The organism is Diaphorobacter sp. (assembly GCF_050251835.1).
In the GTDB taxonomy this organism is placed as follows: domain Bacteria; phylum Pseudomonadota; class Gammaproteobacteria; order Burkholderiales; family Burkholderiaceae_C; genus JBFXIE01.
The window spans coordinates 46,415-70,226 of record NZ_JBFWLZ010000007.1 but is presented as its reverse complement, the minus strand read 5'-3'; the positions used below and the strand labels follow the sequence as shown (position 1 = coordinate 70,226).

The window sequence follows — 23,812 nt, the reverse complement described above, 5'->3', positions numbered from 1 at the left end:
TCAGAGGTTCTTGTCCGCGTCGAGCATGTGGTTCCCATACTCGGGCCGAGGTGGCTTCATGAACTGTGGATGGCCTTCATCGCGCCAGTAATTGGCAGCGAGATCTCGACCTGACGTGCCCATTCCAGGAATCGGTTCAAGTTCTTCTTCCGCATGGAGTGGAAGGCGCCGTCGCCGCTTCCCGACCTGCGACAACCCACCGCCGATTGCTCCGCCGAACAGCGCGCCCACGGCCATCATGACGATGCGCAGGCCCCAGTCGTCGTTGCGTGCAGGCAGGTACCCAGCGCCGACGCCCAGCAGCAGGAAGAAGAGGAAGATGGCTTTTCGCATGAGCACCTCCTGACAGTTACCCTATCAGCGGCGACCTTCATGTCAAGACCTCCAAGGGCCTTCCAGCCTCTCACCACACGATATGGTCGGCTGGCGCCGTCGAATGTCCGAGTTCCTCAATCTTCCTGGGAGCCCTGCGAATCCTAGACTGCCGTCTGCGTCTCGCGGACTGCAGCCTCGATCACGTCGAAAGCGACCGTCGGCACACGGTCGGCTAACGCTTGCGCTCTTTGATGGAGATCACCTCGGCGTTGTCCAGGCAGATGACCGCCAGCACGGTGTCACTGCGATGGCTCGCGCGTGCCCCACAGCTTGAGAGCGCTGCCGAACCGCTTGAATCGACTGAGGCACTTGCGCGGGCCGCGAATGGCACAGGTGCCGCGAGCGTGAACGGGCGGATTTCCCGATGACAAATCCTCTTTGTCGCTTTTGGCAATGACGTTTACATTCCCTTCGTATCGGAAATGCAACCAACGGAGGGGCGGATGATGAAGCGGATCTCAAAGGCAGCGGCGGCGGCTGGTCTCTCGCTGCTAGCGAGCGGCTGTGCCACATTCAGCCAGCAGAAGGCGCTCACGGAGAAAGTGAGCCCCGTCATTTCACAACTGCGACAACGTCAGGCCGAGGCGGACGCTGCCCGGATGGCGTTCTACGCAGCCGCGCCCATTCTCAACAGCCAGGTGGACGCCACTGAACTAAATGGCATGATCAGCGCGCTGTGCGCGCCGCCTCCACCGATTCCGGCAGAAGCGCTCGATGCGCTGGACGCATTCCAGCGGCAGCTGACCGTGCTCAGCAAGGAACCCGATGCCAGCTTTTCGGGCTATCAGCAGAGCATCGCCACCACACAGAAGACGCTCAACAGCCTCACTGCACTGGGCGACTACCAGGCCCGGGAAATACAACGCCGGAAGGACGCGGCCGAGCAGGAGGCCGATATCGTGAAGCGCGAATTGGACTGCGGCACTGTGATCCGACAGAACTTTGCTGCGGAGATCACTGGGCCTGATTTCGGCACGGATGTCAAGGCGTTGGGCTCGGTAGCTGTGATCCAAGCAGTCGGCGCGCTCATCCTCAAGATCGAGCAGATCGCGGACCGCGAGCTTCGCGCTGCCGCGCTACGCCAGTACGTCGCCATCTACAAGGCAGAGGTGGCTGTCGCCTTGGACCAACTCGATTCCAGCACGAGCCAAGGCGCCATCGCCAACGATCCGGAGCTGCGCAAGTCCAAAGTACCACCGGGTGCGCGCAGCGCCTACTCCCGTATGCTGCGCGAGCACCTTCAATACCTTGAGCGCAAGGCCTTGCTACTGCTACGCGATGCACGAAACCCGGCCTTGCCCCGCACTCTCAACCTGCAGGCCGCAGACGCGTTCGCCGAGACCGCAGCAGCGCACGCCAAGGTGCTGGGCGCTCTCACGATCGCCGACCGGACTCTAGCCAGCTTGCGCACTTGGTACTGGACCTACACGCGGGCTATCGAGGCCGGTCCGTCAAGCCCCAGCGAGTTGGTTGACGCGCTGTTCGCTGCCACCAAGGATCTGAGCGCATTGGACAGTTTGTATGGCTCCTTCGACAAGGCCCGCAACCAATAGGAGGCGGCTGTTCCTCGGCCTCGCTGTGGCGGGCTGCGGCGGCCTCGCCCTCGCGGCCGCTTGGCAGGAAGGCACCAAGCCCTATATCTACAAGGGCTTCAAGCCCGATCCATCGCTGGAGCTATCCTGGCAAGTGGCAATCGTGCTGCGCAAGACCCCCGATGCAATCCGCTGCGGAGGCGCGGTCATTGCATCGCGCTGGGTTCTCACCGCCGCCCACTGCTTTGATGGCATCGACGCCTCCGACGTCCGCGTCATCGCCAATACGCGGAATCTCAATGATCCGGCGCGAACCGTGCGCCGGGTCAACGAACTCGAGACCTACTACCACCAGGGACTGGAATACAGCGCCTCGTCCCGGCGCTTCGACGCCGCGCTGCTCAAGCTCGACCAGCCCATCGCGGCAAAACCGCTGGAACTCGCCTCCGCGGCCGAAGCGTCGCTGGACGCCGTAGGAGCGAAGGCCCAGGTCTTCGGCTGGGGTATCACGGAATCGGGGGTGTTTTCCACCGACTTGCTGGCAGCGAACGTCACCATCCATCCCGGCGCGACATGCCAAGCATCGGGTCCTGGGATACCTCCGCTGGCGGACACGCTGATGATCTGTGCAGGGGGGAACGTCGAGGACGCATGCAGCGGCGACAGCGGGGGACCGCTCGTGGCTGAGCTGGGCGGCCGACAGTTCGTGATCGGCATCGTCAGCCGCGGCGTCGACTGCGCGAAGCATCAGGGAGCCGGCATCTACACGCGAGTTCGCGCCCTGAGCACTTGGATCTCCACAATGCGCGCCAAGCACGCCGATCCCGGAGAAATCGAGCAGCGCTAAAGGTGAGACGCTTCTTACCAGGCCAATGCAACGCGCAAGAACGAAACCGGACACGGGGCACGTAACCAGTTCACCAGCCCATCCAGCGCAAAACCCTCTACAGCATGCAGGGAATACGTGTGCGCTTCGGGTTTCTGCACCCATCTATGTCGCAAGGGAAGCCCATCCCGTCCCAGAACTGGTGGACCCCTGGGTGGACCCCTGGCTGCCGAACAAAGAAAAAGGGCTCCTAACTTGATAGCTAGGAGCCCTTATCGTTATTGGTCGGCGTGGCGGGATTCGAACTCGCGACCCCTTGCACCCCATGCAAGTGCGCTACCAGGCTGCGCTACACGCCGACAAGACGCAAATTCTATACTGAAAAATCAGCCTTCGACAAGAATAGAGCGAATTTCTTCCAGCTCTTTTCTTAATTGAACCGGCCCCAGTGGTTCCCCGACAAGCAGTACATCACCCGGCTGGGCTGCGGGCGTGGCCAACTCTTGCTGCGCGATAGCGGGCAAGTCAGTGACATCAAGCGATTGATCCTGCAGCCGATTGCGAGCACCGCTGATGGTAAAGCCCTGGTCGTACAACAGGTCGCGGATACGCCGGATCATCAGCACCTCGTGGTGCTGGTAGTAGCGCCGATTCCCCCGTCGCTTCATGGGCCGCAGTTGCGTGAACTCCTGCTCCCAATAACGCAGGACATGCGGCTTGACCCCACAAAGCTCAGCCACTTCACCGATCGTGAAATAGCGCTTGGCCGGAATGGAAGGCAGCGAGGTACTCATGTCAGTTGCGCAGGGGCGAAAAAGAAGTGGTTAGCGTACTGCAGTACTACAGGTACCGCTCACTTGATCAGGGCGCAACCCATCAACATGGGCCGTAGGCAACCACATCAGGCTTTGGGCGGGGTTTGCACCTGCTCCTTGAGCTTTGTACTGGCATGAAAGGTCACCACGCGTCGCGCATCTATGGGAATTGCCTCCCCCGTGCGAGGATTGCGACCAGGCCGCGGCGCCTTGGTGCGGATCTGGAAGTTGCCAAACCCCGACAATTTCACATCCCGCCCATCCACCAGGCTTTGCACGATGAGGTCGAAGAAAGCGTCCACCATGTCCTTGGACTCCCGCTTGTTCAAACCGATGTGCTCGAACAGAAGATCCGCCAATTGCGCCTTGGTCAGCGCAGGGGACTCCAGGCTTTCCACAGCTAACTCGATCGCGTCTGGCTGCGCACCGGATGTCATCGCAACCTCGCACCAGTCTGATGTGTCAGTGCCTGTAGCACTGCCTGCACGGCCGCCTCGATCTCCGCATCGGTCAACGCAACGTCATCGCTGCCCAGCGTCAGCCGAATCGCCAAGCTCTTTTCACCCTGGGCCAAACCGGCAGCAGGCGCAGTCTCGCCAGCGCGCAGCGGCTGGGGACGGAACACGTCAAACAGCACCGCCGAACGCAGCAGGTCGGCCGCCAGCGCACCGCCAATGGCGCGCATCACTTCGTCGTGCGTGACGCGCTCGGCCACCACCACGGCAACGTCGCGCTCCACCAACTGGCGCTTGGCCACCGGGCGCAGGCTGGGCACTTTGCGCTGCACCACGGCATCCAGCTCCAGCTCGAACATCACCGGTGCCGCAGGCAGATCCCACGACTGGCGCCATTGCGGATGCAATTCGCCCGCGAAACCGATGGGCTGCCCGTCCAGCAGCACCCGGGCACAGCGACCCGGGTGCAGGGCCGGGTGCGTCGCGGGCTCGAATGTGGGGCGCAGCGGCGCAAAAAGCGCCTGTACATCGCCCTTGACGTCGTAGAAGTCCGCCGCCTTGTCCTTGCGCCCCCACTGCAGCGCATCGACCGCTCCGTAAGCCAGGCCCGCGACACGCATGGGCTGCGCAAAACCCTCCACCGTACGGTCGGTGTTTTGCACACTGGCGTCGCGCAGGAATACACGGCCCAGCTCGAACACGCGCACGCGGCTGGCCTTGCGATCCAGGTTGAACTTAAGCACCTGTAGCAGCGAGCCCAGCAACGACGAGCGCATCACGCTCAGGTGGCTGGCGATGGGGTTGAGCAGCTTGATCGGCGCCGCGTTGCCCGCCAGCTCTTTCTCCCAATGCTCTTCGACAAAGCTGAAATTGATCGTCTCCTGATAACCCAGCGCCGCCAACTCCCGGCGCACTGCAAAATTGCTGCGGCGCGACTCGGCACGCAGCTTGGGGGTGATGGGCGCCAGCGGCGGAGTCGTGGGCAGATTGTTGTAGCCCACCACGCGCGCCACTTCTTCAATCAAGTCCTCTTCCAGGCGCAGGTCAAAGCGAAACGACGGCGGCAACACGGTCACGAAACCATCGCCCTCTTCCAGCGGCAAGCCCAGGCGCTTGAGCGCGTCCACGCACTGCGCCTGCGTGAGCGGCATGCCGATGACCTTGGCGGCACGCGCCACACGCAAGCGCACGGGCTTTTGCACGGGCATGTTCACGCGCAGGTCGTCGATAGGGCCCAGGGCGGTATCAGGCGTGCCGCAGATCTGCACGATAAGCTGCGTGATGCGCTCGATGTGCTCCACGGTCAACTCGGGATCCACGCCACGCTCAAAGCGGTGGCCTGCGTCGGTCGAGAAGTTGTACCGGCGCGAACGGCCGGCAACGGCCTCAGGCCACCAGAAAGCGGCCTCTACGTAGATATTGCGCGTGTCGTCAGACACAGCCGTAGCATCGCCGCCCATGATGCCGGCGAGCGATTCCACCTCACGCTCATCGGCGATCACGCCCACTTTTTCGTCCACGGTGACGGTATTGCCGTTGAGCAGCTTGAGTTGTTCACCGGCCCGGCCCCAGCGCACGTCCAGGTCTCCGTGAATCTTGTCCAGGTCAAAGATGTGCGACGGCCGACCCAGCTCGAACATCACGTAGTTGGAGATGTCCACCAACGGCGCGACGCTGCGCTGGCCGCAGCGCGCCAGCCGATCCACCATCCACTGCGGCGTGGCGGCGCGCGGGTTGACGTTGCGTACCACGCGGCCCGAAAAACGCCCGCACAGGTCGGGAGCATTCACGCGCACGGCCAGGCGGTCGTCGATGGTGGTCGCGGCCTGCGGAAACTGCGGCGTCTTCAGCGGCGCGCCCGTCAGAGCTGATACTTCGCGCGCAATGCCATAAACGCTCAGGCAATGCGCCAAATTGGGGGTGAGCTTGAGCGTGAACAGCGTGTCGTCCAGATTCAGATACTGGCGGATGTCCTGGCCCAGCGGGGCGTCCTGCGGCAATTCGAGCAGACCGCCGTGGTCTTCCGACAGCTTGAGCTCGCGCGCGGAGCACAGCATGCCGAAGCTCTCCACGCCGCGCAGCTTACCCACCTTGATGACAAAGGGCTTGCCATCGCCACCTTCGCCATCCACGGGCGGCAGTTCAGCGCCCACCATGGCGCAGGGCACCTTGATGCCTACGCGGGCATTGGGCGCGCCGCAGACGATGTTGAGCAGCTCGCCCAGCCCGACATCCACCTGGCACACGCGCAGGCGATCGGCATTGGGATGCTGCTGGGCGTCCTTGATCTCGCCCACGACGATTTTGGTGAAAGGAGGCGCCACGGGCTGCAGCCCTTCGACCTCCAGTCCGGCCATGGTCAGCGTGTCGGCCAGTTCTTGGGTGGATAGTGGCGGGTTGCAGAACTCGCGCAACCAGGATTCGGGGAATTGCATAGTCAGACTTTTTTGGCGTGCTATTAAAAAGAGAGCATTTCGCGCTTTTCTGTCGTGTCTTTCAACCTGAAAACAGGTTGATCCTCGGAGCAATCCAGCGCAGGCAGCTCACTTCTTGCGTTACTGGAACTGCGACAGGAAACGGATGTCGCCGTCAAAGAACAGGCGCAGGTCATTCACGCCATAGCGCAGCATGGTGAGCCGGTCCGGCCCCATGCCGAAGGCAAAACCGATGAAACGCTCGGGGTCGAGCCCCATGTTGCGCACCACATTGGGGTGCACCTGGCCGGAGCCCGCCACCTCCAGCCACCTGCCGGCCAGCGGGCCCGACTGGAACTGGATGTCGATCTCGGCGCTGGGCTCCGTGAAGGGGAAGAAACTGGGGCGAAAACGCAGCACCAGGTCGTCGCTTTCAAAGAAGGTCTTGCAGAAATCCGTGAACACGACCTTCAGGTCCTTGAAGCTCACGTTTTCGCCGATCCACAGCCCTTCGCACTGGTGGAACATGGGCGAGTGCGTGGCGTCGGAGTCCACGCGGTAGGTGCGGCCCGGCGCAATCACGCGAATCTCGGGCATGGCCTGGCCGGCGTCGATCAGGCCGCGGTGTTTCTTGACATGCTGAACGGCGTAGCGCACCTGCATCGGGCTGGTATGCGTGCGCAGCAGATAGGGCGCGTCCGGCGTGCCGCCTTCCACATAGAAGGTGTCGTGCATCGAGCGGGCGGGATGGTCTTGCGGCGTATTCAGCGCCGTGAAGTTGAACCAGTCGGTCTCGATCTCGGGGCCGTCAGCCACCTCGAAGCCCATGGAACCGAAAATCTGCTCGATGCGCTCGAGCGTGAGCGACACGGGGTGCAGCCCGCCGCGCCCCTGCGTGCGGCCGGGCAGCGTCACGTCCAGCGCCTCGGCCTTGAGCTGCGCCTGCAGCTCGGCATCGGCCAGCGCCTGGCGGCGCGCCGTCAAGGCGGCCTCTACGGCCTGCTTGGCTACGTTGATCGCAGCGCCGCGGGTCTTTTTATCCTCGGGCGAGAGCTGCGCCATGCCCTTCATGAGCTCGGTCAGACGGCCCGACTTGCCCAGAAACTGGGCCTTGGCGTTTTCCAGCTCGGCGGGAGTTGCGGAGCGTGCGAACGACTCGCGCGCGCTTTCGACCAAGGAATCCAATTCGTTCATATCGACTCTTGAAAAAGAAACAAGGGCTAGTGCCTTTTCAAGCTCTAGCCCTTGCTGTTTGAGCGCTAGCAGCTATACAAATAATAGCCACCAACCGTGAACTCAAGCGGCCAGCTTGGCCTTGACTTGCTCCACGATGCTGCCAAAGGCAGCCTTGTCATGCACCGCGAGGTCGGCCAGCATTTTGCGGTCGATCTCGATGGCCGCCTTCTTCAGGCCGTTGGCGAACTGGCTGTATGTCAGACCCAGTTCACGGGCAGCGGCGTTGATACGGGCAATCCACAACTGGCGGAACACGCGCTTCTTGGTGCGGCGGTCACGATAGGCATATTGCCCAGCCTTCATCACCGCCTGCTTGGCGATGCGGAAGACATTACCGCGACGACCACGGAAGCCCTTGGCCAGGGCGAGAACCTTCTTGTGACGGGCGCGGGCCGTTACACCACGTTTGACGCGAGGCATATGTTTTCTCCTTGTTCGTCAGTTGATTACAGGCCAGCGGAGGGCAACATCTTTGCGATGGAACCCATATCGCCTTCGTGCACGTTCACAATGCCACGCAGGTGGCGCTTGTTCTTCGTGGTCTTCTTGGTCAGGATGTGGCGCTTGAAAGCCTGGCCACGTTTGACCGTGCCGCCCGGACGAACGCGAAAACGCTTCTTCGCGCTGCTCTTGGTTTTCATCTTGGGCATGTAAATGCTCCTGTTGATTGTGCTCGTGAGGCGTTTGCACACCGTTGTGCAACCTTGTTGGCCCCGAGCCACTTTTTCAAACGGCCTGCCTTGGCCTGCCGTGCGGTGGTGCATATGCACCACCTATCGGCCCGCACTTCCCACGAGAAGCGCTTGCCAAATCCTGATTCAGTTATGCCGGGTGATCGCCCGTAGCCGCCGCGTTGTCGGCGGCTGGTTTACCACCAGGTTTCTTGCGTGCGGGAGCGATCATCATGATCATCTGCCTGCCTTCCAGCTTGGGAAATTGCTCGACCATGATGCTGTCAGCCAAATCGTCACGAAGCCGGTTGAGCAAAGCCAGTCCAAGCTCCTGGTGCGTGATCTCGCGGCCACGAAAACGCAGCGTGATCTTGCATTTATCGCCATCGGCCAGAAACCGGCGGATGTTGCGCAGCTTGATGTTGTAGTCACCGTCGTCCGTACCGGGGCGGAATTTGACTTCCTTGATCTCGATGACCGTTTGCTTAGCCTTGGCCTCGGCCGCCTTTTTCTGCTCCTGATACTTGAACTTGCCGTAATCCATCAAACGGCAGACTGGCGGAGTGGCTGTGGCTGCAATCTCCACCAGATCCACGTCTAGCTCACCCGCCATGCGCAGAGCCTCCTGCAGGCTGACGATGCCCAGGGGCTCATTATCCGGGCCAGACAGACGCACTTCGGGCGCCATGATTTCACGGTTCAAGCGGTGCTTGCGCTCCTCGCGCTGGCGACGATCACGAAATTCGGTAGCGATGGTTCTCACCTTCAATCAAAAAGCTATGAAAAGCATAGCCACTCACGCACATTTGGCGCGCTTTTAAGCAGTTTTTACGATCTGGAGTCAGGCTTTGGATGCAATGTCTTGTGAAACCAGGCCAATAAATGCATCGACCGACATCACACCGAGGTCTTTGTTCCCCCGGGCACGTACTGCCACGGCGCCCGCCGCTTTTTCCTTGTCACCTGCAACGAGGATATAAGGGAGCTTTTGCAGCGAATGCTCGCGGATTTTATACGTAATCTTCTCGTTACGCAGATCAGTTGTCACCCTAAGGTCTTGATTCGGTAATGCTTTTTGCAGCTTTGCGGCAATTTCGCGACAGTAATCCTGCTGCGCGTCCGTGATGTTGAGCACAGCCACCTGCACCGGAGCCAGCCATACGGGCAGCGCCCCGGCGTGCTGCTCGATCAGAATGCCGATGAAACGCTCCAGGCTACCGACGACGGCACGGTGCAGCATCACCGGACGGTGACGCGCCCCATCCTCGCCAACATACTCCGCGTCCAGCCGCTCGGGCATGGAAAAATCAACCTGGATGGTGCCACATTGCCACTGACGACCAATCGCGTCCTTGAGTGTGTACTCAATCTTGGGGCCATAGAAAGCGCCTTCGCCAGGCGAAATTTCATAGACACAACCGGACGCCTCCAGGCTGTGGATCAAGGCGCTTTCAGCCTTGTCCCAGCTTTCATCAGAGCCGATGCGCGCGTCTGGACGGGTGGCCACTTTGTAGATGATGTCGTCATAGCCAAAGTCTTTATAGACCTTTTGCAGCAACTGTGTGAAGGCCAGCACTTCTGGCTGAATCTGATCTTCGGTGCAGAAAATGTGACCATCGTCCTGGGTGAAGCCGCGCACGCGCATGATGCCGTGCAGCCCGCCCGTGGGCTCGTTGCGATGGCACTGACCAAACTCGCCGTAGCGCAGCGGCAGGTCACGGTAGCTTTTGATGCCCTGTTTGAAAATCAGGATGTGACCCGGACAGTTCATTGGTTTGAGCGCGTAGTCGCGCTTTTCCGATTCGGTCGTGAACATGTTGTCACGGTACTTATCCCAGTGGCCGGTCTTTTCCCAAAGCGTCTTGTCAAGGATTTGCGGCCCCTTGACCTCCTGATAGCCGTTGTCGCGATAAACGCGGCGCATGTACTGCTCGATCTCTTGCCACAGCGTCCAGCCCTTGGGGTGCCAGAACACCGTTCCGGGAGAGTGTTCATCGATGTGGAACAGATCAAGCTCACGCCCCAACTTGCGGTGGTCGCGCTTCTCAGCCTCCTCCAGCATGTGCAGGTACTGGTTCAGCTCATCTTTGGTGGCCCAGGCGGTCCCATAGACGCGTTGCAACATCTCATTGCGATGATCGCCACGCCAGTAAGCACCCGCCACCTTCATGAGCTTGAAGAACTTGAGCTTGCCCGTGCTTGGCACATGAGGGCCGCGGCACAAGTCTTCAAAGCCACCCTCGCGATACAGGCTGACGTCCTCGTTGGTCGGAATGCTCGCAATGATCTCGGCCTTGTAATGCTCACCCAGGCCCTTGAAATAAGCCACCGCCTCATCGCGCGGCAACACACGGCGCACCACAGGCTCGTCCTTGGCAGCCAGTTCGGTCATCCGCTTCTCGATGGCCGCCAGATCTTCCGGCGTGAAGGGCCGCTTGTAGGAAAAGTCGTAGTAAAAGCCGTTTTCAATCACTGGCCCGATAGTCACCTGTGCGTCAGGGAAAAGCTCTTTGACCGCGTAGGCCAGCAGGTGAGCCGTGGAGTGCCGAATGACCTCCAGCCCTTCTGGGTCTTTGGCTGTCACGATGGAAAGCGCGCTGTCCTGGGTGATTCGGTGGCTCGTATCCACCACTTGATCCCCAATCTTTCCGGCCAGAGCAGCCTTGGCCAGGCCCGTGCCAATCGACGCAGCCACCTCAGCCACCGTCACCGGGCTAGGGTATTCGCGCAGAGAACCATCGGGGAGCGTGATGTGAATCATGGGAGTCCTTGTCGAGTCTTTTCGGGTGCCAGACCGCGCTTGTCCCGGATCTGGAAAACAAAAAGCGCGGTAGATATCCGCGCTTTGGAAGGGGCGTGAGCCAATCTGGTGCAGGCGCGAACAATCAGCCCCAATGGCTGTGAGTTGTCTTTGTACGAGTTCGCGGTGTCATAACCCAGATGCCTTTCTCGCCTTTGTTGGTCAACGAGGTCGGCATTTTAACCCCAGGCCGGTGACTCCGCCCTGCACCAGAAAAGGGCCGATCGGGTCGTCCAGATAAAGAAGGCGCCCGCAGACGTGATCAGATCAGCCGCACGGCGGCGCGATGAACCGGATCGCGCCGCCGCACCCGCCTCAGTCAGCCGTGGCTTCCTCAGGCTCGGCCGGCTCGGATCTGGTAGCGCGCTCTTTTTTGGGAAGCGGCTGGATATCCAGCAACACTTCGGACGTCTCGGCGCCCTTGTCGTCGGTCTTGAGCTCAATATCCACCGTAAGACGTCCGCCCTCGGTGAGGCGCCCAAACAGCAGCTCATCCGCAAGGGCCTTGCGGATGGTGTCCTGGATCAGGCGCTGCATCGGACGCGCTCCCATAAGCGGATCGAAACCCTTCTTGGCCAGATGCTTGCGCAGCTTGTCGGTAAAGGTGACTTCCACTTTCTTCTCGGACAACTGGGTTTCGAGTTGCAGCAAGAACTTGTCCACCACGCGCAGAATGATCTGCTCGTCCAGCGCCTTGAAATTGACGATGGCATCCAGCCGGTTGCGGAATTCGGGCGTGAACAGGCGCTTGATGTCGGCCATCTCGTCACCTGCCTGTCGCGCATTGGTAAAGCCGATGGTGGCCTTGTTCATGGTTTCGGCACCCGCGTTCGTCGTCATGATGATGATGACGTTGCGGAAGTCTGCCTTGCGCCCGTTGTTGTCGGTCAACGTGCCGTGGTCCATGACCTGCAGCAGCACATTGAAGATGTCCGGGTGGGCTTTTTCAATCTCGTCGAGCAGCAGCACCGCGTGCGGCTTCTTGGTGATGGCCTCGGTCAGCAGGCCACCCTGGTCGAAGCCCACATAGCCCGGGGGCGCACCGATGAGGCGGCTCACGGCATGGCGCTCCATATACTCGGACATGTCGAAGCGGATTAGCTCGATTCCCAGAATGTAGGCCAGTTGCTTGGCGGCTTCCGTCTTGCCCACGCCCGTGGGGCCGCTGAACAGGAATGAGCCGATGGGCTTGTCGCCCTTGCCCAGGCCCGAGCGCGCCATCTTGACGGCCGAGGCGAGGACTTCCAGCGCGCCGTCCTGACCGAACACCACGCTTTTGAGGTCGCGCTCCAGGGTTTGCAACTTGCTGCGGTCATCGTTGGACACGTTGGCCGGAGGAATACGGGCGATCTTGGCCACGATTTCCTCGATTTCGGCCTTACCGATGGTCTTCTTGCGCTTACTGGCGACCAGAATGCGCTGCGCGGCACCGGCCTCGTCGATCACGTCGATGGCCTTGTCGGGCAGATGGCGGTCGTTGATGTACTTGGCGCTCAACTCGGCAGCAGCCTGCAGGGCGGCAGCGGCGTATTTGACGCTGTGGTGCTCTTCAAAGCGGCTCTTGAGGCCCTTGAGGATGTCGATGGTCTCCTGCACCGTAGGCTCGACCACGTCCACCTTCTGAAAACGTCGCGACAAGGCCGCATCTTTCTCGAAGATGCCGCGGTACTCGGTGAACGTGGTCGCACCAATGCACTTGAGCTGGCCACTGGACAGGGACGGCTTGAGCAGGTTGGATGCATCCAGCGTCCCGCCCGAGGCAGCGCCCGCACCAATCAGGGTGTGAATCTCATCGATGAACAGGATGGCATTGGGTTTGTCCTTCAGGCTTTTGAGAACGCCCTTCAGGCGCTGCTCGAAATCGCCGCGGTACTTGGTGCCCGCCAGCAGCGCGCCCATGTCGAGCGCATACACGGTGGCCTCGGCCAAAACCTCAGGCACGTCGTTTTGCGTGATGCGCCAGGCCAAACCTTCGGCAATCGCCGTCTTGCCCACGCCGGCCTCACCGACCAGCAGCGGGTTGTTCTTGCGGCGGCGGCACAAAATCTGGATGGTGCGCTCCACCTCATAGTCACGGCCAATCAGCGGATCAATCTTGCCGTCCTTGGCCGCCTGGTTGAGGTTCTGGGTGTACTGCTCCAGGGGCGACGCTTTCTCGCTGCGCTCGCCCTGCGCCCCCTCCTCCGACTCGGCCTGACCTTCGGCTTTGGCGGGCTCAGGCGGCTCGCCCTTCTTGATGCCATGGGCGATGTAATTCACCACATCCAGGCGCGTGACTCCCTGCTGGTGCAGGTAATAGACCGCATGCGAGTCTTTTTCCCCAAAGATGGCCACGAGCACATTGGCACCCGTGACCTCTTTCTTGCCGTTGCCGGTGGACTGCACGTGCATGATGGCGCGCTGGATCACGCGCTGAAAGCCCAGCGTGGGCTGGGTATCCACCTCGTCGGCGCCGGCGACCTGCGGGGTGTTGTCTTTGATGAAGTTGGTCAGCGATGCACGCAGATCGTCAATATTGGCGGCGCATGCACGCAGAACTTCTGCGGCGCTGGGGTTATCCAGCAAGGCCAGCAGCAGGTGCTCGACGGTGATGAACTCATGACGTTGCTGGCGCGCCTCGACAAAGGCCATGTGCAAGCTGACTTCCAGTTCTTGGGCAATCATTTGAGAACTCCTTTGTGCTTGCGTGTTGGTGATAACTGTAGATCGAGTGCAAAGCACATTTATTCAACGGGCTCACTCAGACATTGCAGGGGGTGCCCTGCCTTGTGCGCGGCGTCCAGAACCTGGTCCACCTTGGTGGCGGCGACATCACGCGTGTAAACACCGCACACGCCTTTGCCGTCCAGATGAATCTTCAGCATGATCTGCGTGGCAGCCTCGCGATCCTTGTTGAAAAATTCCTGCAGCACAACCACCACGAACTCCATGGGCGTGTAGTCGTCGTTGAGCATCACCACTTGGTACATCTGAGGCGGTTGGATTTTCTGGGCTCGCCGCTCCAGAACCACCGCGCCAGCACCATCCGACGGCGGGGAGTGCGGCGCGGGTGCCGGGGAACGAGTGGGGGGATTGGTTGCCATGAATTTCATTCTAGCGAGCCACGCCGGACGCGCATGAGCTCGACATGTTGTGCTGTGACAGTATTTTTTCAAGCGGCAGCGCCGATTTGAGCTTGCGACTTGCCCGCTCATTCATAGACAACATTCACAGCGCAGCCTGCCTGCGCAGCCCAGGTGGCCAGGGCTGCGTCAGTGGGCAAGAAGCGGCCGGCATCACCGAGCTGGACTTCGGCCGTAGCCGCGCCGGCAGGCGAGATGCACTGCACCTCCATGCGCACGCGCAGGCCATGCACCAGCACCTCGCCGTGCTCGGTTGCCTCACGGCGGGGCGGAAAATCACGCACGATGCCAGCCACGTCAGGCTGCGACCGTCCCACCTGCACCTGCAAATAGCGCCCGAAACGCGCACGCGCCGCTGCCAAGTCCCACACCTGCTGCACTTTCACGCGCAGGCCGCCGCTGAAATGGTCCAACTGCAACCGCCCGCTCACAACGACGAACTCATCGTCCTTGAATGCGCCCGCACTGGCTGCGACGACCCCCTCGTCAGCTGATGCCTCGATCACCGCAGACTTGTCATCCAGCTTGAACAGCGCCAGCTTGCCGCGCTGGCCGCTGATGACACGAAAGTCCTGCACGATGCCTGCCATCACCTGCGGCTCGCGGCTGTCCGAAAGCTCTGCAATGGACGTTCGCACAAAGCGACGCACCTCCTGCTGCACCTCGTCAAAGAGATGGCCTGACAGGTAAAAGCCCACGGCGGTCTTCTCCTGCATCAGTCGCTCTTTGATTCCCCAGGGCGTTGCGTCCACCAGGTCGGGCTCCTGGGTGCTGGAGCCGATGGCGTCTTCGCCCATCATGTCGAACAGCCCGCCCTGGTTGGCGTTGGCCAGCGTTGCGGTGGCAAAGTCGAACGCCCGGTCTATCGATGCAACGAGCGCCGCCCGATTGAGATGCAGCGCATCAAAAGCACCCGCCTTGATGAGCGCCTCCACCGTGCGCTTGTTGATGCGCGTGCGATCCACGCGCACGCAAAAGTCAAACAGACTCTTGAAAGGCCCGCGCGTGCTGCCCTGGGGGCCCACGCCCTGCCCGTCGCGCGCTGCGATGATGGCCTCGATCGCCTGCTGGCCCGTGCCCTTGACGGCGCCCAGGCCGTAGCGAATCACCTTGTCGGTCACCGGCTCGAACCGATAGTTGCCCCGGTTGATGTCCGGCGGCTCGAACGTCATGCCAAAGTGCTTGACCGCGTCCTCGTAGAGCACCTTGAGCTTGTCGGTGTCGTCCATTTCCACGGTCATGTTGGCGCAGAAGAACTCGGCCGTGTAGTGCACCTTGAGCCAGCCCGTGTGATAGGCCAGCAGCGAGTAGGCAGCGGCGTGCGACTTGTTGAAGCCGTAACCGGCAAACTTCTCCATCAGGTCGAAGACTTCGTCGGCCTTGTCCTGGCTGATGCCTTTCTCGGCCGCACCCTTGCGGAATATGGTGCGGTGCTCGGCCATCTCTTCGGCCTTCTTCTTGCCCATGGCGCGGCGCAGCATGTCGGCGCCGCCCAGGCTGTAGCCGCCCAGCACCTGGGCGGTCTGCATCACCTGTTCCTGATACACCATGATGCCGTAGGTCTCCGCCAGCACAGGCTCGACCAGCGGGTGCGGGTACTCCACGACCTCTTTGCCGTGCTTGCGGTTGACGAAGCTGGGGATCAGGTCCATCGGGCCTGGCCGGTACAGGGCGTTCAGGGCGATCAGGTCTTCAAGTCGGCTGGGGCGGGCCTCCTTGAGCATGCCCTGCATGCCGCGGCTTTCAAACTGGAACACGGCCTCTGTCTTGCCATCCGAGAACAGCCTGTAGGTGGCGGCATCGTCCAGCGGAATGTTCTCGAACGCGAAGTTCTCCTGGCCCTTGTGGCGCTTTTGAATGAATTCGCGGGCAATCTCCAGGATGGTGAGCGTGGCCAGGCCCAGAAAGTCGAACTTGACCAGGCCGATGGCCTCCACGTCATCCTTGTCGTACTGGCTCACGGCCGATTCGCTGCCGGGCTGCTGGTACAGCGGGCAGAAATCGGTGAGCTTGCCCGGCGCAATCAGCACACCACCCGCGTGCATGCCGATGTTGCGCGTCATGCCCTCGAGCTTTTGCGCCATCTCGATGACGGTGCGAACGTCCTCCTCCTTGCGCACCCGCTCATAGAGCATGGGCTCCAGCTCGAGGGCGTAGTTGTTCTTGTCGCCCTCCTTCTTGGGCTCCGGCGGATAGGCCAGGGTGTAGGTCTGCCCCGGCTTGCCGGGCACCAGCTTGGAGATGCCGTCGCAAAAGGTGTAGCTCATGTCCATCACCCGACCCACGTCACGAATGGCGGCCTTGGCGGCCATAGTGCCGAAGGTGGCGATCTGGCTCACCGCGTCCTTGCCGTACTTGTCTTTCACATAGTCGATCACGCGGTCGCGGTTGGCCTGGCAAAAGTCGATGTCAAAGTCGGGCATCGACACCCGTTCAGGGTTCAGAAAACGCTCGAACAGCAGGTTGTACTGCAGCGGATCCAGGTCCGTGATCTTGAGCGCGTACGCCACCAGCGAGCCCGCGCCCGAGCCCCGGCCCGGCCCCACCGGGCAGCCATGCGTCTTGGCCCACTGGATGAAGTCACCCACGATGAGAAAGTAACCCGGGAACCCCATCTTGAGAATGGTGCCCAGCTCAAACTCCAGGCGCTCCTCGTAGCGCGGGCGCTGCTTTTCGCGCTCGGCCTCGTCGGGGAACAGGTGCAGCAGCCGCTCCTTGAGCCCCTCGTGGGATGCGTAGCGGAAATACTCCTCGATGGGCATGCCGTTGGGCGTGGGAAAGTCCGGCAGGCGGGGCTTGCCCAGCACCAGCGTGAGATTGCAGCGCCTAGCAATCTCCAGCGTGTTGGCGATGGCCGAAGGCACATCGGCAAACAGCGCGGTCATCTCGGCGCTGCTCTTGAAATATTGATCGCGGGTGAAGCGGCGCACCCGGCGCTGGTTGGCCAGAATTTCGCCCTCGGCAATGCACACCCTCGCCTCATGGGCCTCGTAATCGTCGGCAGTGGCAAACTGGATCGGGTGCGTGGCCACCACGGGCAGCTTGAGCCTGGCCGCCAACTGGGCAGCGGCCGCGACATGGGCCTCATCGTCCGCGCGCCCGGCGCGCTGCAACTCGATATAAAAGCGGTGCGGAAACACGCCTGCAAGGCGCAGCGCGACATCTGCCGCGCCGGCGTCATCGCCTTTCATCAGCGCCTGGCCGACAGGCCCGGCCTGCGCCCCCGCCAGCGCGATCAGCCCCCCGCCCAGCTCCTGCAGCCAGTCCCAGGTGCACAGCGGCTGGTTCTTGACCACATTGCGCGTCCAGGCGCGTGCCAGCAATTCGGACAGGTGGTGATAGCCCTGGCTGCTCTGCACCAGCAGCAGCAGGCGCGAGGGCGTCCCGCCAGCCTGTGGCTCCAGCCAGATTTCAGCACCCAGTATGGGCTTGACCCCCTTGGCCCGCCCTTCCTTGTAGAACTTGACGGCGCCGAAAAGGTTGCTCAGGTCGGTGATGGCCAGAGCCGGTTGCCCGTCTTTGGCGGCTGCCTTGATGACTTCGTCGATGCGGGTGGTTCCGTCCACGACGGAAAATTCGGTGTGCAGGCGCAGGTGAACAAACATCTGCGCATTGTAGAAACGCGGGCCCGCCCGGATAAGGCGCGTTGGCGAACTGTTCATACAATGCGGCCCTGCGATGCAGACTGCCCACTGGGCACGCCCGTCGCCGCTGTCAATCCACTCCTTGCCCAAGTATCGCCATGCCGCGTTTCCCCCTGCCCTTGATTTCTGCCCTGCTGGCCACGGGCCTGCTGGCCGCCTGCTCCAGCACCCCCGAGGACAAGACCGCCGGCTGGAGCACCGACAAAATCTACTCCGAGGCACGCGACGAGCTCAACAGCGGCGCTTACGACAAGGCCGTGCCGCTGCTGGAAAAACTCGAAGGCCGTGCCGCCGGCACGCCCCTGGCGCAGCAGGCCCAGCTGGAAAAGGCCTATGCCCACTACAAGGGCGGCGAAAAGGCCCAGGCGATTGCCGCACTGGACCGCTTCATGAAACTGCACCCGGCCAGCCCTGCCTATGACTACGCGCTGTACCTCAAGGGCCTGGTGAACTTCAACGACGATCTGGGCCTGTTTTCCTGGATCTCGCGCCAGGACCTTTCCGAGCGCGACCAAAAGGCTGCCAAAGACTCGTTCGAATCGTTTCGCGAGCTGGTCACACGCTTTCCCGAATCGCGCTACGCCCCCGAAGCCCGCCAGCGCATGACCTACATCGTCAACTCGCTGGCCAGCTACGAGGTGCATGTGGCCCGCTACTACTTTGAGCGCGGCGCCTATGTTGCAGCGGTGAATCGCGCGCAAAGCGCCATTGCAGACTACAAGGAAGTGCCCGCCACCGAGGAAGCGCTGTACATCCTGGTGCGCTCCTACGACGCACTGGGCATGGCGCAGTTGCGCGACGATGCACGCCGGGTAATGGAAGCCACGTACCCGCAAAGCACCCTGCTGCAAAGCGGCTTCAGGCCCCGGGACAATCCGTGGTGGAAGTTCTGGTGAGCGCGTCCAGCGCCGCCTCAAACTCCTGCTGTGACTGCAGCCTGCGCAGAGGGGGCAGCGCCCGCAGCAGGCGCTTGCCGTAGCCCATGCGCAGCAAGCGCGTGTCGGCCACCACCAGCACGCCGCTATCGCTCTCGCTGCGTATCAGCCGCCCCGCGCCCTGCTTGAGCGCCACCGCGGCCGTCGGCACGGCCAGGTTCCAGAACGCGCTGCGCCCTGCCTGCTCCAGCCTTTGGCCGCGCGCCTGCACCAGAGGATCGCCCGGCGCGGGAAACGGCAGCTTGTCGATCACCACCAGCTGCAGCGCATCGCCCGGCACGTCAAAGCCCTCCCAGAAGGAGGCCGACCCCACCAGCACGCGACCTGCGGGGCGCCCGCCGCCGTCCGCCGGCGCACGAAAGCGCTCCATGATCTGCCGCCTGGGGGCCTGGCCTTGCGCCAGCACCTCGATGCCGCAGCCAGGGGCAAAGCGCTCACGCAGTGCCGCAGCCATCTGCTGCAGCGCTCGCACGCTGGTGGTCAGCACCAGCGTGCGCCCGCCCAGCCTTGCCGCGGCATCGCCCACCCACTGCGCAAGCTGCCCGGTGTGGGCCGGGTCTGTGGGCGGCGGCAACTGCTGCGGCACGAAAAACGCAGCCTGGCGCGCGTAATCAAACGGGCTGTCCACCTTGACGACATGGGCATCGCCCAGGCCGCAGTCCTCGGTGAACCAGCTCAGCTGCGCGTCATCACCCAGCGTGGCAGAGGTGAAAACCCAGGTGCGCGCATCTGCCGATCCGGGCGGCTCTGCGTCTTCGTCCCAGGCGCCAGGCCGCGCGGGCGTGCCCTGCCACAGGGCGCGCAGGGCAGGCGCCAGATCCAGCGGTGACTGGGCCAGGCGCAGCTGAGCGCCCACATCCAGCCAACGCGCGCAACCAGGCTCCACGGGCGCGCTCAATTGCGCCAGGCATTGCAGCAGCGACACGGTTCGCGCATGCAGATGGGCCAGATCAGGGGCCACGGCCGTCACGCCATCCAGGCCCGCAAGTGCGGCTCGCAGCGCGCGCACCACACTGTGCAACGCATCGGCCCACCGGGCGGGATCCGTCCCATCGGGCGCCGCACCCGTCCAGGGCACACGGGCAGACTGGGATGCCGCAAAGTCGGCGCAGCCGGCTGCAACCGCGCGCAACTGTTGCGCCGTCTGGCGCAGCGCATCGCTCAGTGCCGGCCAATCCGCCAGACCGTGCGCGCGCTGTGACCCCAGCACCAGCAAATCCTGCCCCAGATCGCGCAGCTGCCCGGTGCCGACATGCCAGCCGAAGAACTGCAAGGCGGCCTCGGTCAGCCTGTGGGCCTCATCAAAAATCACCACCCGGGCGCCCGGCAGCAGCGGGGCCGCGCCCGCATCACGTAACGCCAGGTCGGCAAAGAACAGATGGTGATTGAGCACCACCACATCGGCGGCCAGCGCCTCGCGCCGCGCCCGATAGACATGGCATGCATCAAAACGCGGGCAATCCTGGCCCAGGCAGTTGTCCCGTGTCGAAGTGACCTGGGCCAAGACCGGGGAGTGCTCGTCCAGATCCGGCAGTTCGGCCAGATCGCCGCTGCAGGTGCCCTGCGCCCAGACCTCGATGCGAGCCAGCGTGCCGGCAGTGCCGGATTCGCTGGCCGAGCCCGCCTGTCCGGCCTGGCCACGGCGGGTCTGTTCCAGCCGGTGCAGACACACATAGCTGCCCCGGCCCTTGAGCAACGCAGCGCGCACGGGCAAAGCCAGCGCCTGCAGCAGCATGGGCAGGTCACGCCCGTGCAACTGGTCTTGCAGCGCCCTGGTGGCGGTGGAGACCAGCACCCGCTCGCCGCTGAGCAAGGCGGGCACCAGGTACGCAAAGGTCTTGCCCACGCCGGTGCCGGCTTCCACCACCAGGCGCGACCGGGTGGCCATGGCATCGGCGACTGCCAGCGCCATGGTCGCCTGGCCGGCACGATGGGTGAAATGGGGCTGCACGCGCGCCAGCGGACCATCGGGCGCAAAGGCGCGGGCGACAAGGTCTTTCAGCATGGAAACTGTGGAGGGTGAGGAGCGGGAAACCGCTGGCACGGCGGTGGCGGGACTGGCAACTGGTCGCCGGGCCTGGGCTGGCGGTGCAGTTGATGATAATAGGCGTTTGCTTCCCCGGCCCCCCGGTGGCATTGCCGCCCACCCGCCCTCCCGCCCTCCCATGACCAAAGCGTTCCGCATCATTGCTTCCACCGGCCTGCACAAGGGTGATCGCGACTATCAGCAAGACCAGGTTACCCTGTTGTCCCACCGGCGCTTCAACGGTTGCCTACTCGGCGTAGTGGCCGACGGTATGGGCGGGCGCAGCGGCGGGCGCAAGGCCTCCGACCAGGTCATGCTGACCGCACGCCAGCTTTTTGACCGCTACTCCCCCGAGACAGATGACGCGGCAGCCCTGCTCAAGCACATCGTGCAAGAAGCGCACATCGTGATCCGGCTGACGGCCATCTCCTCAGAACAGGAGCCGCACAGCACCATTGCCGCCTTCTTGATCAACCCGCGCGGCGACTGTCACTGGGTGCATGCCGGCGACTCACGCATCTACCACTTCCAGGGCGGACGGCTGGTGTTTCGCACCAGCGACCATTCTTACGTGCAGGCCCTGGTCGATCGCGGCGAAATCACCGAGGCCGAAGCCAATATTCACCCGCATTCCAACATCCTCGTCGGCTGCCTGGGGACCGAAAGCGACCCACCCATCGACAGGCACCTGATCGGCCAGCTGCAACCCGGCGACGTGCTGATGGCCTGCAGCGACGGGGTGTGGCATTACTTTTCGCCGTCCGAGCTGGCGTCCGTGCTGGACTCGCTGACGCCGCGCGAGGCCACCGAATTTCTCATCGACAAGGCGCGTGCCCGCGCGCGCGGGGGCGGCGACAACCTGTCGCTGGTGATCGTGAAGATAGAGGCCCTGGCCGATGGCGCGCGGCCCTCGCTGCCTGCACCGCGGAGCCTGAAAAACTGACCGCCAGGCGCACGGCCCTGGCGGCTGTGCGCCTGGCTCAGGGTTTTACGGCGTCGCCTGCAGGCACTGGCAGCGGGGCAGGAGGTGTTCGGCCCGCCGCAGCGGCCTCGGCCTGGCGGCGCTGCAGGCGCTCGCGGCGTTCGCGGGCCTGCTGCTGGCGGGCCTCGTAGCGCGCGCGTGATTGCGAGATGGCCTGCGGCTCGGCCTGCTTGCGCCGCTCCACGTCTGCCGCATGTGCTGCGGCATTGCGCCGTTGCTGTTCGGCCCGTCGGCGGGCCTGCTGCTCGCGCTCTTGCGGGTCGGCCTCGGACGGGGCCTGCGGCGGGGTACGCACCCGGCTGCGCAACTCACCCCGGTTCTCACCCCGGTTCTCGCCGCGCAGCTCGCCACGCATGGGCGCAGGCCGCTCGCCCGCTTCCAGTTTCTGGCGCTGCTCCTGCCGCCTTTCCTCGATGGCGCGCAGGCGTTGCGCTGCCCTCTCGCGCCGCTCGGCATCGTTGAGTTGCAACTCCTGGCGGCGCAGCGCGTTGTCCGCCACTCGGGCCCGGGTACGTGCCTCGCGCAGGCAGTCCTCCACGGCAAACTGCCGGTAGCACTGCGCCTCTTCCTGGCTGCGCTGTGCCTGGATGGCGCCGCGCTCGGACTGGATGCGCTCGCGCTCGGCCTGTCGCTGCAGCTGCGCCTGGCGGATCGCCGGGTCGGGCGCTGCGTCCTGCACCGGCGCTTCGGCCATGGCCGGTAGCGCCAGCAACAGCGACAGCGCGACGAGAAGGCGTTGGGTCCACAGGGCAGACATCAGGTCAACCCCGTATCAACCAGGCGGCGTTCCAGCTGCAGGTATTCCCTGGACTGCATCTCGTTGAGGCGCGACACGGTGCGCGGAAACTCGTGCGCCAGCGGCCCTTCGGTGTACAGCTCTTCGGGGGCCACCGCAGCAGACAGGATGAGCTTGACGCGCCTGTCGTACAGCACGTCCACCAGCCAGGTAAAGCGCCGTGCGGGCGAGGCCATGTTGACGGGCATGTGCGGCACGCCCGACAGCAGCACGGTGTGGAACTGCGAGGCAATCTCCAGGTAGTCGTTTTGCGAGCGCGGGCCCATGCACAGCTCGCGAAAATCAAACCACACCACGCCGCCGGCGCGGCGCAGCGCGCGGATCTCACGCGCCTCGATGTGCAGTACCGGCTCTTCGTCGTGCGTGGCAGCCAGCAGGTCGAAGGTGTGCGCCATGGCAGCGTCGGCCTCGGGGCCCAGCGGGCAGTGGTAGAGCCTGGCGTTTTCCAGCGTGCGGCGGCGGTAATCGGTGCCGTTGTCCACGTTGACCACCTCCATACGCTCGTTGAGCAGCGCAATGGCCGGCAGGATGCGGTCGCGGTGCAGGCCGCCGGGGTACAGGCCGTCGGGCTCAAAGTTGGAAGTGGTGACAAAACCCACGCCGTTGTCGAACAACGCCACCAGCAGGCGGTGCAAGATCATGGCGTCGGTGATGTCGGCGACGTGGAATTCGTCAAAGCAGATCAGCTTGTAGCGCTTGGCGATGCGCGCGCCCAGCACGTCCAGCGGGTTCTGAGTGCCTTGCAGCGCGGCCAGCTCGCGGTGCACCTCGCGCATGAATTCATGAAAGTGCAGGCGCACCTTGCGCTTGAGCGGAACAGCGTTGAAAAAGCAGTCCATCAGAAAGCTTTTGCCGCGCCCCACTCCGCCAAACATGTACACGCCGCGGGGAATGTCGGGACGGTTGATGAGCTTTTTGAGCGCGTTGGAGCGGCGCCGCTTGTAGGCGCCCCACTCCTGGGCGCAGCGCTCCAGGGCCGCGACGGCGCGCAGCTGCGCTGGGTCGCTGGAGAAACCTTTGGCGGCGAGTTCAGCCTCGTAGGCTTGCCGGACATTCACAGGGTTTTACTCCTAAATACATAGCTTATAGCGCTTGATTTACAAGGGCTTGAGCCACTTTTGATACTTGAATCTGCCTATCATGCCCCCTTACAGGGCGCATGCAGCCGGCTGGCAGCAGCCCG

19 protein-coding genes and 1 tRNA gene are annotated in these 23,812 nt (G+C 63.0%); 4 read left to right on the top strand and 16 right to left on the bottom strand.

Annotation, left to right across the window (positions count from 1 at the left end; all coding sequences use genetic code 11):
- Positions 1-333, bottom strand: coding sequence for a hypothetical protein (locus AB7E35_RS04355; protein ID WP_063460695.1), 333 nt, complete (start codon positions 331-333; stop codon positions 1-3).
- Between the two features lie 485 nt (positions 334-818).
- On the opposite strand from AB7E35_RS04355, the gene AB7E35_RS04350 reads away from it, so the two are divergent.
- Together AB7E35_RS04350 and AB7E35_RS04345 are read left to right on the top strand one after the other, a co-directional pair.
- A complete protein-coding gene (locus tag AB7E35_RS04350; protein WP_063460934.1) occupies positions 819-1,928 on the top strand; it encodes a hypothetical protein in 1,110 nt (369 codons plus the stop codon).
- Complete coding sequence (locus AB7E35_RS04345) at positions 1,897-2,754, top strand: S1 family peptidase (RefSeq protein ID WP_016448312.1); 858 nt, start codon at positions 1,897-1,899, stop codon at positions 2,752-2,754. Before AB7E35_RS04350 ends, AB7E35_RS04345 begins: the two co-directional genes overlap by 32 nt.
- A gap of 261 nt (positions 2,755-3,015) precedes the next feature.
- On the opposite strand, the gene AB7E35_RS04340 is transcribed toward AB7E35_RS04345, so the two are convergent.
- The 12 genes from AB7E35_RS04340 to dnaE form a co-directional block, all read right to left on the bottom strand.
- Positions 3,016-3,092, bottom strand: a tRNA-Pro gene (locus tag AB7E35_RS04340).
- A 27-nt stretch (positions 3,093-3,119) separates the two neighbouring features.
- A complete protein-coding gene (locus AB7E35_RS04335; protein ID WP_428163608.1) occupies positions 3,120-3,527 on the bottom strand; it encodes a MerR family transcriptional regulator in 408 nt (135 codons plus the stop codon).
- Between the two features lie 107 nt (positions 3,528-3,634).
- Positions 3,635-3,985: an integration host factor subunit alpha gene (locus AB7E35_RS04330; protein ID WP_428163609.1), complete on the bottom strand. Its 351-nt coding sequence runs from the start codon at positions 3,983-3,985 to the stop codon at positions 3,635-3,637.
- On the bottom strand, positions 3,982-6,438 hold the full coding sequence (gene pheT / locus AB7E35_RS04325; protein WP_428163610.1) for a phenylalanine--tRNA ligase subunit beta: 2,457 nt from the start codon (positions 6,436-6,438) through the stop codon (positions 3,982-3,984). Before pheT ends, AB7E35_RS04330 begins: the two co-directional genes overlap by 4 nt.
- 120 nt (positions 6,439-6,558) lie before the next feature.
- Positions 6,559-7,611, bottom strand: coding sequence for a phenylalanine--tRNA ligase subunit alpha (gene pheS / locus AB7E35_RS04320; RefSeq protein ID WP_428163611.1), 1,053 nt, complete (start codon positions 7,609-7,611; stop codon positions 6,559-6,561).
- A gap of 102 nt (positions 7,612-7,713) precedes the next feature.
- Positions 7,714-8,073: a 50S ribosomal protein L20 gene (gene rplT / locus AB7E35_RS04315; RefSeq protein WP_428163612.1), complete on the bottom strand. Its 360-nt coding sequence runs from the start codon at positions 8,071-8,073 to the stop codon at positions 7,714-7,716.
- Between the two features lie 26 nt (positions 8,074-8,099).
- A complete protein-coding gene (gene rpmI / locus AB7E35_RS04310) occupies positions 8,100-8,303 on the bottom strand; it encodes a 50S ribosomal protein L35 (protein ID WP_011805603.1) in 204 nt (67 codons plus the stop codon).
- 172 nt (positions 8,304-8,475) lie between these two features.
- Positions 8,476-9,087: a translation initiation factor IF-3 gene (gene infC, locus AB7E35_RS04305; protein WP_428163638.1), complete on the bottom strand. Its 612-nt coding sequence runs from the start codon at positions 9,085-9,087 to the stop codon at positions 8,476-8,478.
- Between the two features lie 78 nt (positions 9,088-9,165).
- A complete protein-coding gene (gene thrS / locus AB7E35_RS04300) occupies positions 9,166-11,085 on the bottom strand; it encodes a threonine--tRNA ligase (RefSeq protein WP_428163613.1) in 1,920 nt (639 codons plus the stop codon).
- 354 nt (positions 11,086-11,439) lie between these two features.
- On the bottom strand, positions 11,440-13,788 hold the full coding sequence (clpA, locus tag AB7E35_RS04295) for an ATP-dependent Clp protease ATP-binding subunit ClpA (RefSeq protein ID WP_428163614.1): 2,349 nt from the start codon (positions 13,786-13,788) through the stop codon (positions 11,440-11,442).
- 59 nt (positions 13,789-13,847) lie between these two features.
- Positions 13,848-14,216, bottom strand: coding sequence for an ATP-dependent Clp protease adapter ClpS (gene clpS / locus AB7E35_RS04290; RefSeq protein ID WP_428163615.1), 369 nt, complete (start codon positions 14,214-14,216; stop codon positions 13,848-13,850).
- Positions 14,217-14,314: 98 nt separating this feature from the next.
- On the bottom strand, positions 14,315-17,851 hold the full coding sequence (gene dnaE / locus AB7E35_RS04285) for a DNA polymerase III subunit alpha (RefSeq protein WP_428163616.1): 3,537 nt from the start codon (positions 17,849-17,851) through the stop codon (positions 14,315-14,317).
- 137 nt (positions 17,852-17,988) lie between these two features.
- Between dnaE and AB7E35_RS04280 the strand changes: the two genes are divergently transcribed.
- Positions 17,989-18,786 (top strand): outer membrane protein assembly factor BamD, encoded by a 798-nt coding sequence (locus AB7E35_RS04280; RefSeq protein WP_428167155.1) that lies wholly within the window; start codon positions 17,989-17,991, stop codon positions 18,784-18,786.
- Here the strand turns inward: AB7E35_RS04280 and AB7E35_RS04275 are convergent.
- Entirely contained in the window at positions 18,749-20,830 is a 2,082-nt protein-coding gene (locus AB7E35_RS04275; protein WP_428167154.1) for an ATP-dependent DNA helicase, read from the bottom strand. The genes AB7E35_RS04280 and AB7E35_RS04275 overlap by 38 nt on opposite strands.
- A 160-nt stretch (positions 20,831-20,990) precedes the next feature.
- On the opposite strand from AB7E35_RS04275, the gene AB7E35_RS04270 reads away from it, so the two are divergent.
- Positions 20,991-21,794 carry a PP2C family protein-serine/threonine phosphatase gene (locus tag AB7E35_RS04270; protein ID WP_428163619.1) on the top strand — a complete coding sequence of 268 codons (804 nt, stop codon included), beginning with the start codon at positions 20,991-20,993 and terminating at the stop codon, positions 21,792-21,794.
- A gap of 37 nt (positions 21,795-21,831) precedes the next feature.
- Here the strand turns inward: AB7E35_RS04270 and AB7E35_RS04265 are convergent, their stop codons facing one another.
- Both AB7E35_RS04265 and zapE read right to left on the bottom strand, forming a co-directional pair.
- On the bottom strand, positions 21,832-22,590 hold the full coding sequence (locus tag AB7E35_RS04265) for a hypothetical protein (RefSeq protein WP_428167153.1): 759 nt from the start codon (positions 22,588-22,590) through the stop codon (positions 21,832-21,834).
- Positions 22,590-23,687 carry a cell division protein ZapE gene (zapE, locus tag AB7E35_RS04260; protein ID WP_428163621.1) on the bottom strand — a complete coding sequence of 366 codons (1,098 nt, stop codon included), beginning with the start codon at positions 23,685-23,687 and terminating at the stop codon, positions 22,590-22,592. Before zapE ends, AB7E35_RS04265 begins: the two co-directional genes overlap by 1 nt.
- Positions 23,688-23,812: the final 125 nt, after the last annotated feature.

Coding starts and splice junctions, on each gene's coding strand:
- AB7E35_RS04275 (WP_428167154.1), bottom strand. CDS start 20,830: ATGCTGAAAGACCTTGTCGCCCGCGCCTTTGCGCCCGATGGTCCGCTG.
- thrS (WP_428163613.1), bottom strand. CDS start 11,085: ATGATTCACATCACGCTCCCCGATGGTTCTCTGCGCGAATACCCTAGC.
- AB7E35_RS04335 (WP_428163608.1), bottom strand. CDS start 3,527: ATGAGTACCTCGCTGCCTTCCATTCCGGCCAAGCGCTATTTCACGATC.
- AB7E35_RS04350 (WP_063460934.1), top strand. CDS start 819: ATGATGAAGCGGATCTCAAAGGCAGCGGCGGCGGCTGGTCTCTCGCTG.
- AB7E35_RS04280 (WP_428167155.1), top strand. CDS start 17,989: ATGCCGCGTTTCCCCCTGCCCTTGATTTCTGCCCTGCTGGCCACGGGC.
- AB7E35_RS04355 (WP_063460695.1), bottom strand. CDS start 333: ATGCGAAAAGCCATCTTCCTCTTCTTCCTGCTGCTGGGCGTCGGCGCT.
- clpA (WP_428163614.1), bottom strand. CDS start 13,788: ATGATTGCCCAAGAACTGGAAGTCAGCTTGCACATGGCCTTTGTCGAG.
- AB7E35_RS04270 (WP_428163619.1), top strand. CDS start 20,991: ATGACCAAAGCGTTCCGCATCATTGCTTCCACCGGCCTGCACAAGGGT.
- AB7E35_RS04330 (WP_428163609.1), bottom strand. CDS start 3,985: ATGACATCCGGTGCGCAGCCAGACGCGATCGAGTTAGCTGTGGAAAGC.
- dnaE (WP_428163616.1), bottom strand. CDS start 17,851: ATGTTTGTTCACCTGCGCCTGCACACCGAATTTTCCGTCGTGGACGGA.
- pheS (WP_428163611.1), bottom strand. CDS start 7,611: ATGAACGAATTGGATTCCTTGGTCGAAAGCGCGCGCGAGTCGTTCGCA.
- clpS (WP_428163615.1), bottom strand. CDS start 14,216: ATGAAATTCATGGCAACCAATCCCCCCACTCGTTCCCCGGCACCCGCG.
- rpmI (WP_011805603.1), bottom strand. CDS start 8,303: ATGCCCAAGATGAAAACCAAGAGCAGCGCGAAGAAGCGTTTTCGCGTT.
- AB7E35_RS04345 (WP_016448312.1), top strand. CDS start 1,897: ATGGCTCCTTCGACAAGGCCCGCAACCAATAGGAGGCGGCTGTTCCTC.
- rplT (WP_428163612.1), bottom strand. CDS start 8,073: ATGCCTCGCGTCAAACGTGGTGTAACGGCCCGCGCCCGTCACAAGAAG.
- pheT (WP_428163610.1), bottom strand. CDS start 6,438: ATGCAATTCCCCGAATCCTGGTTGCGCGAGTTCTGCAACCCGCCACTA.
- AB7E35_RS04265 (WP_428167153.1), bottom strand. CDS start 22,590: ATGTCTGCCCTGTGGACCCAACGCCTTCTCGTCGCGCTGTCGCTGTTG.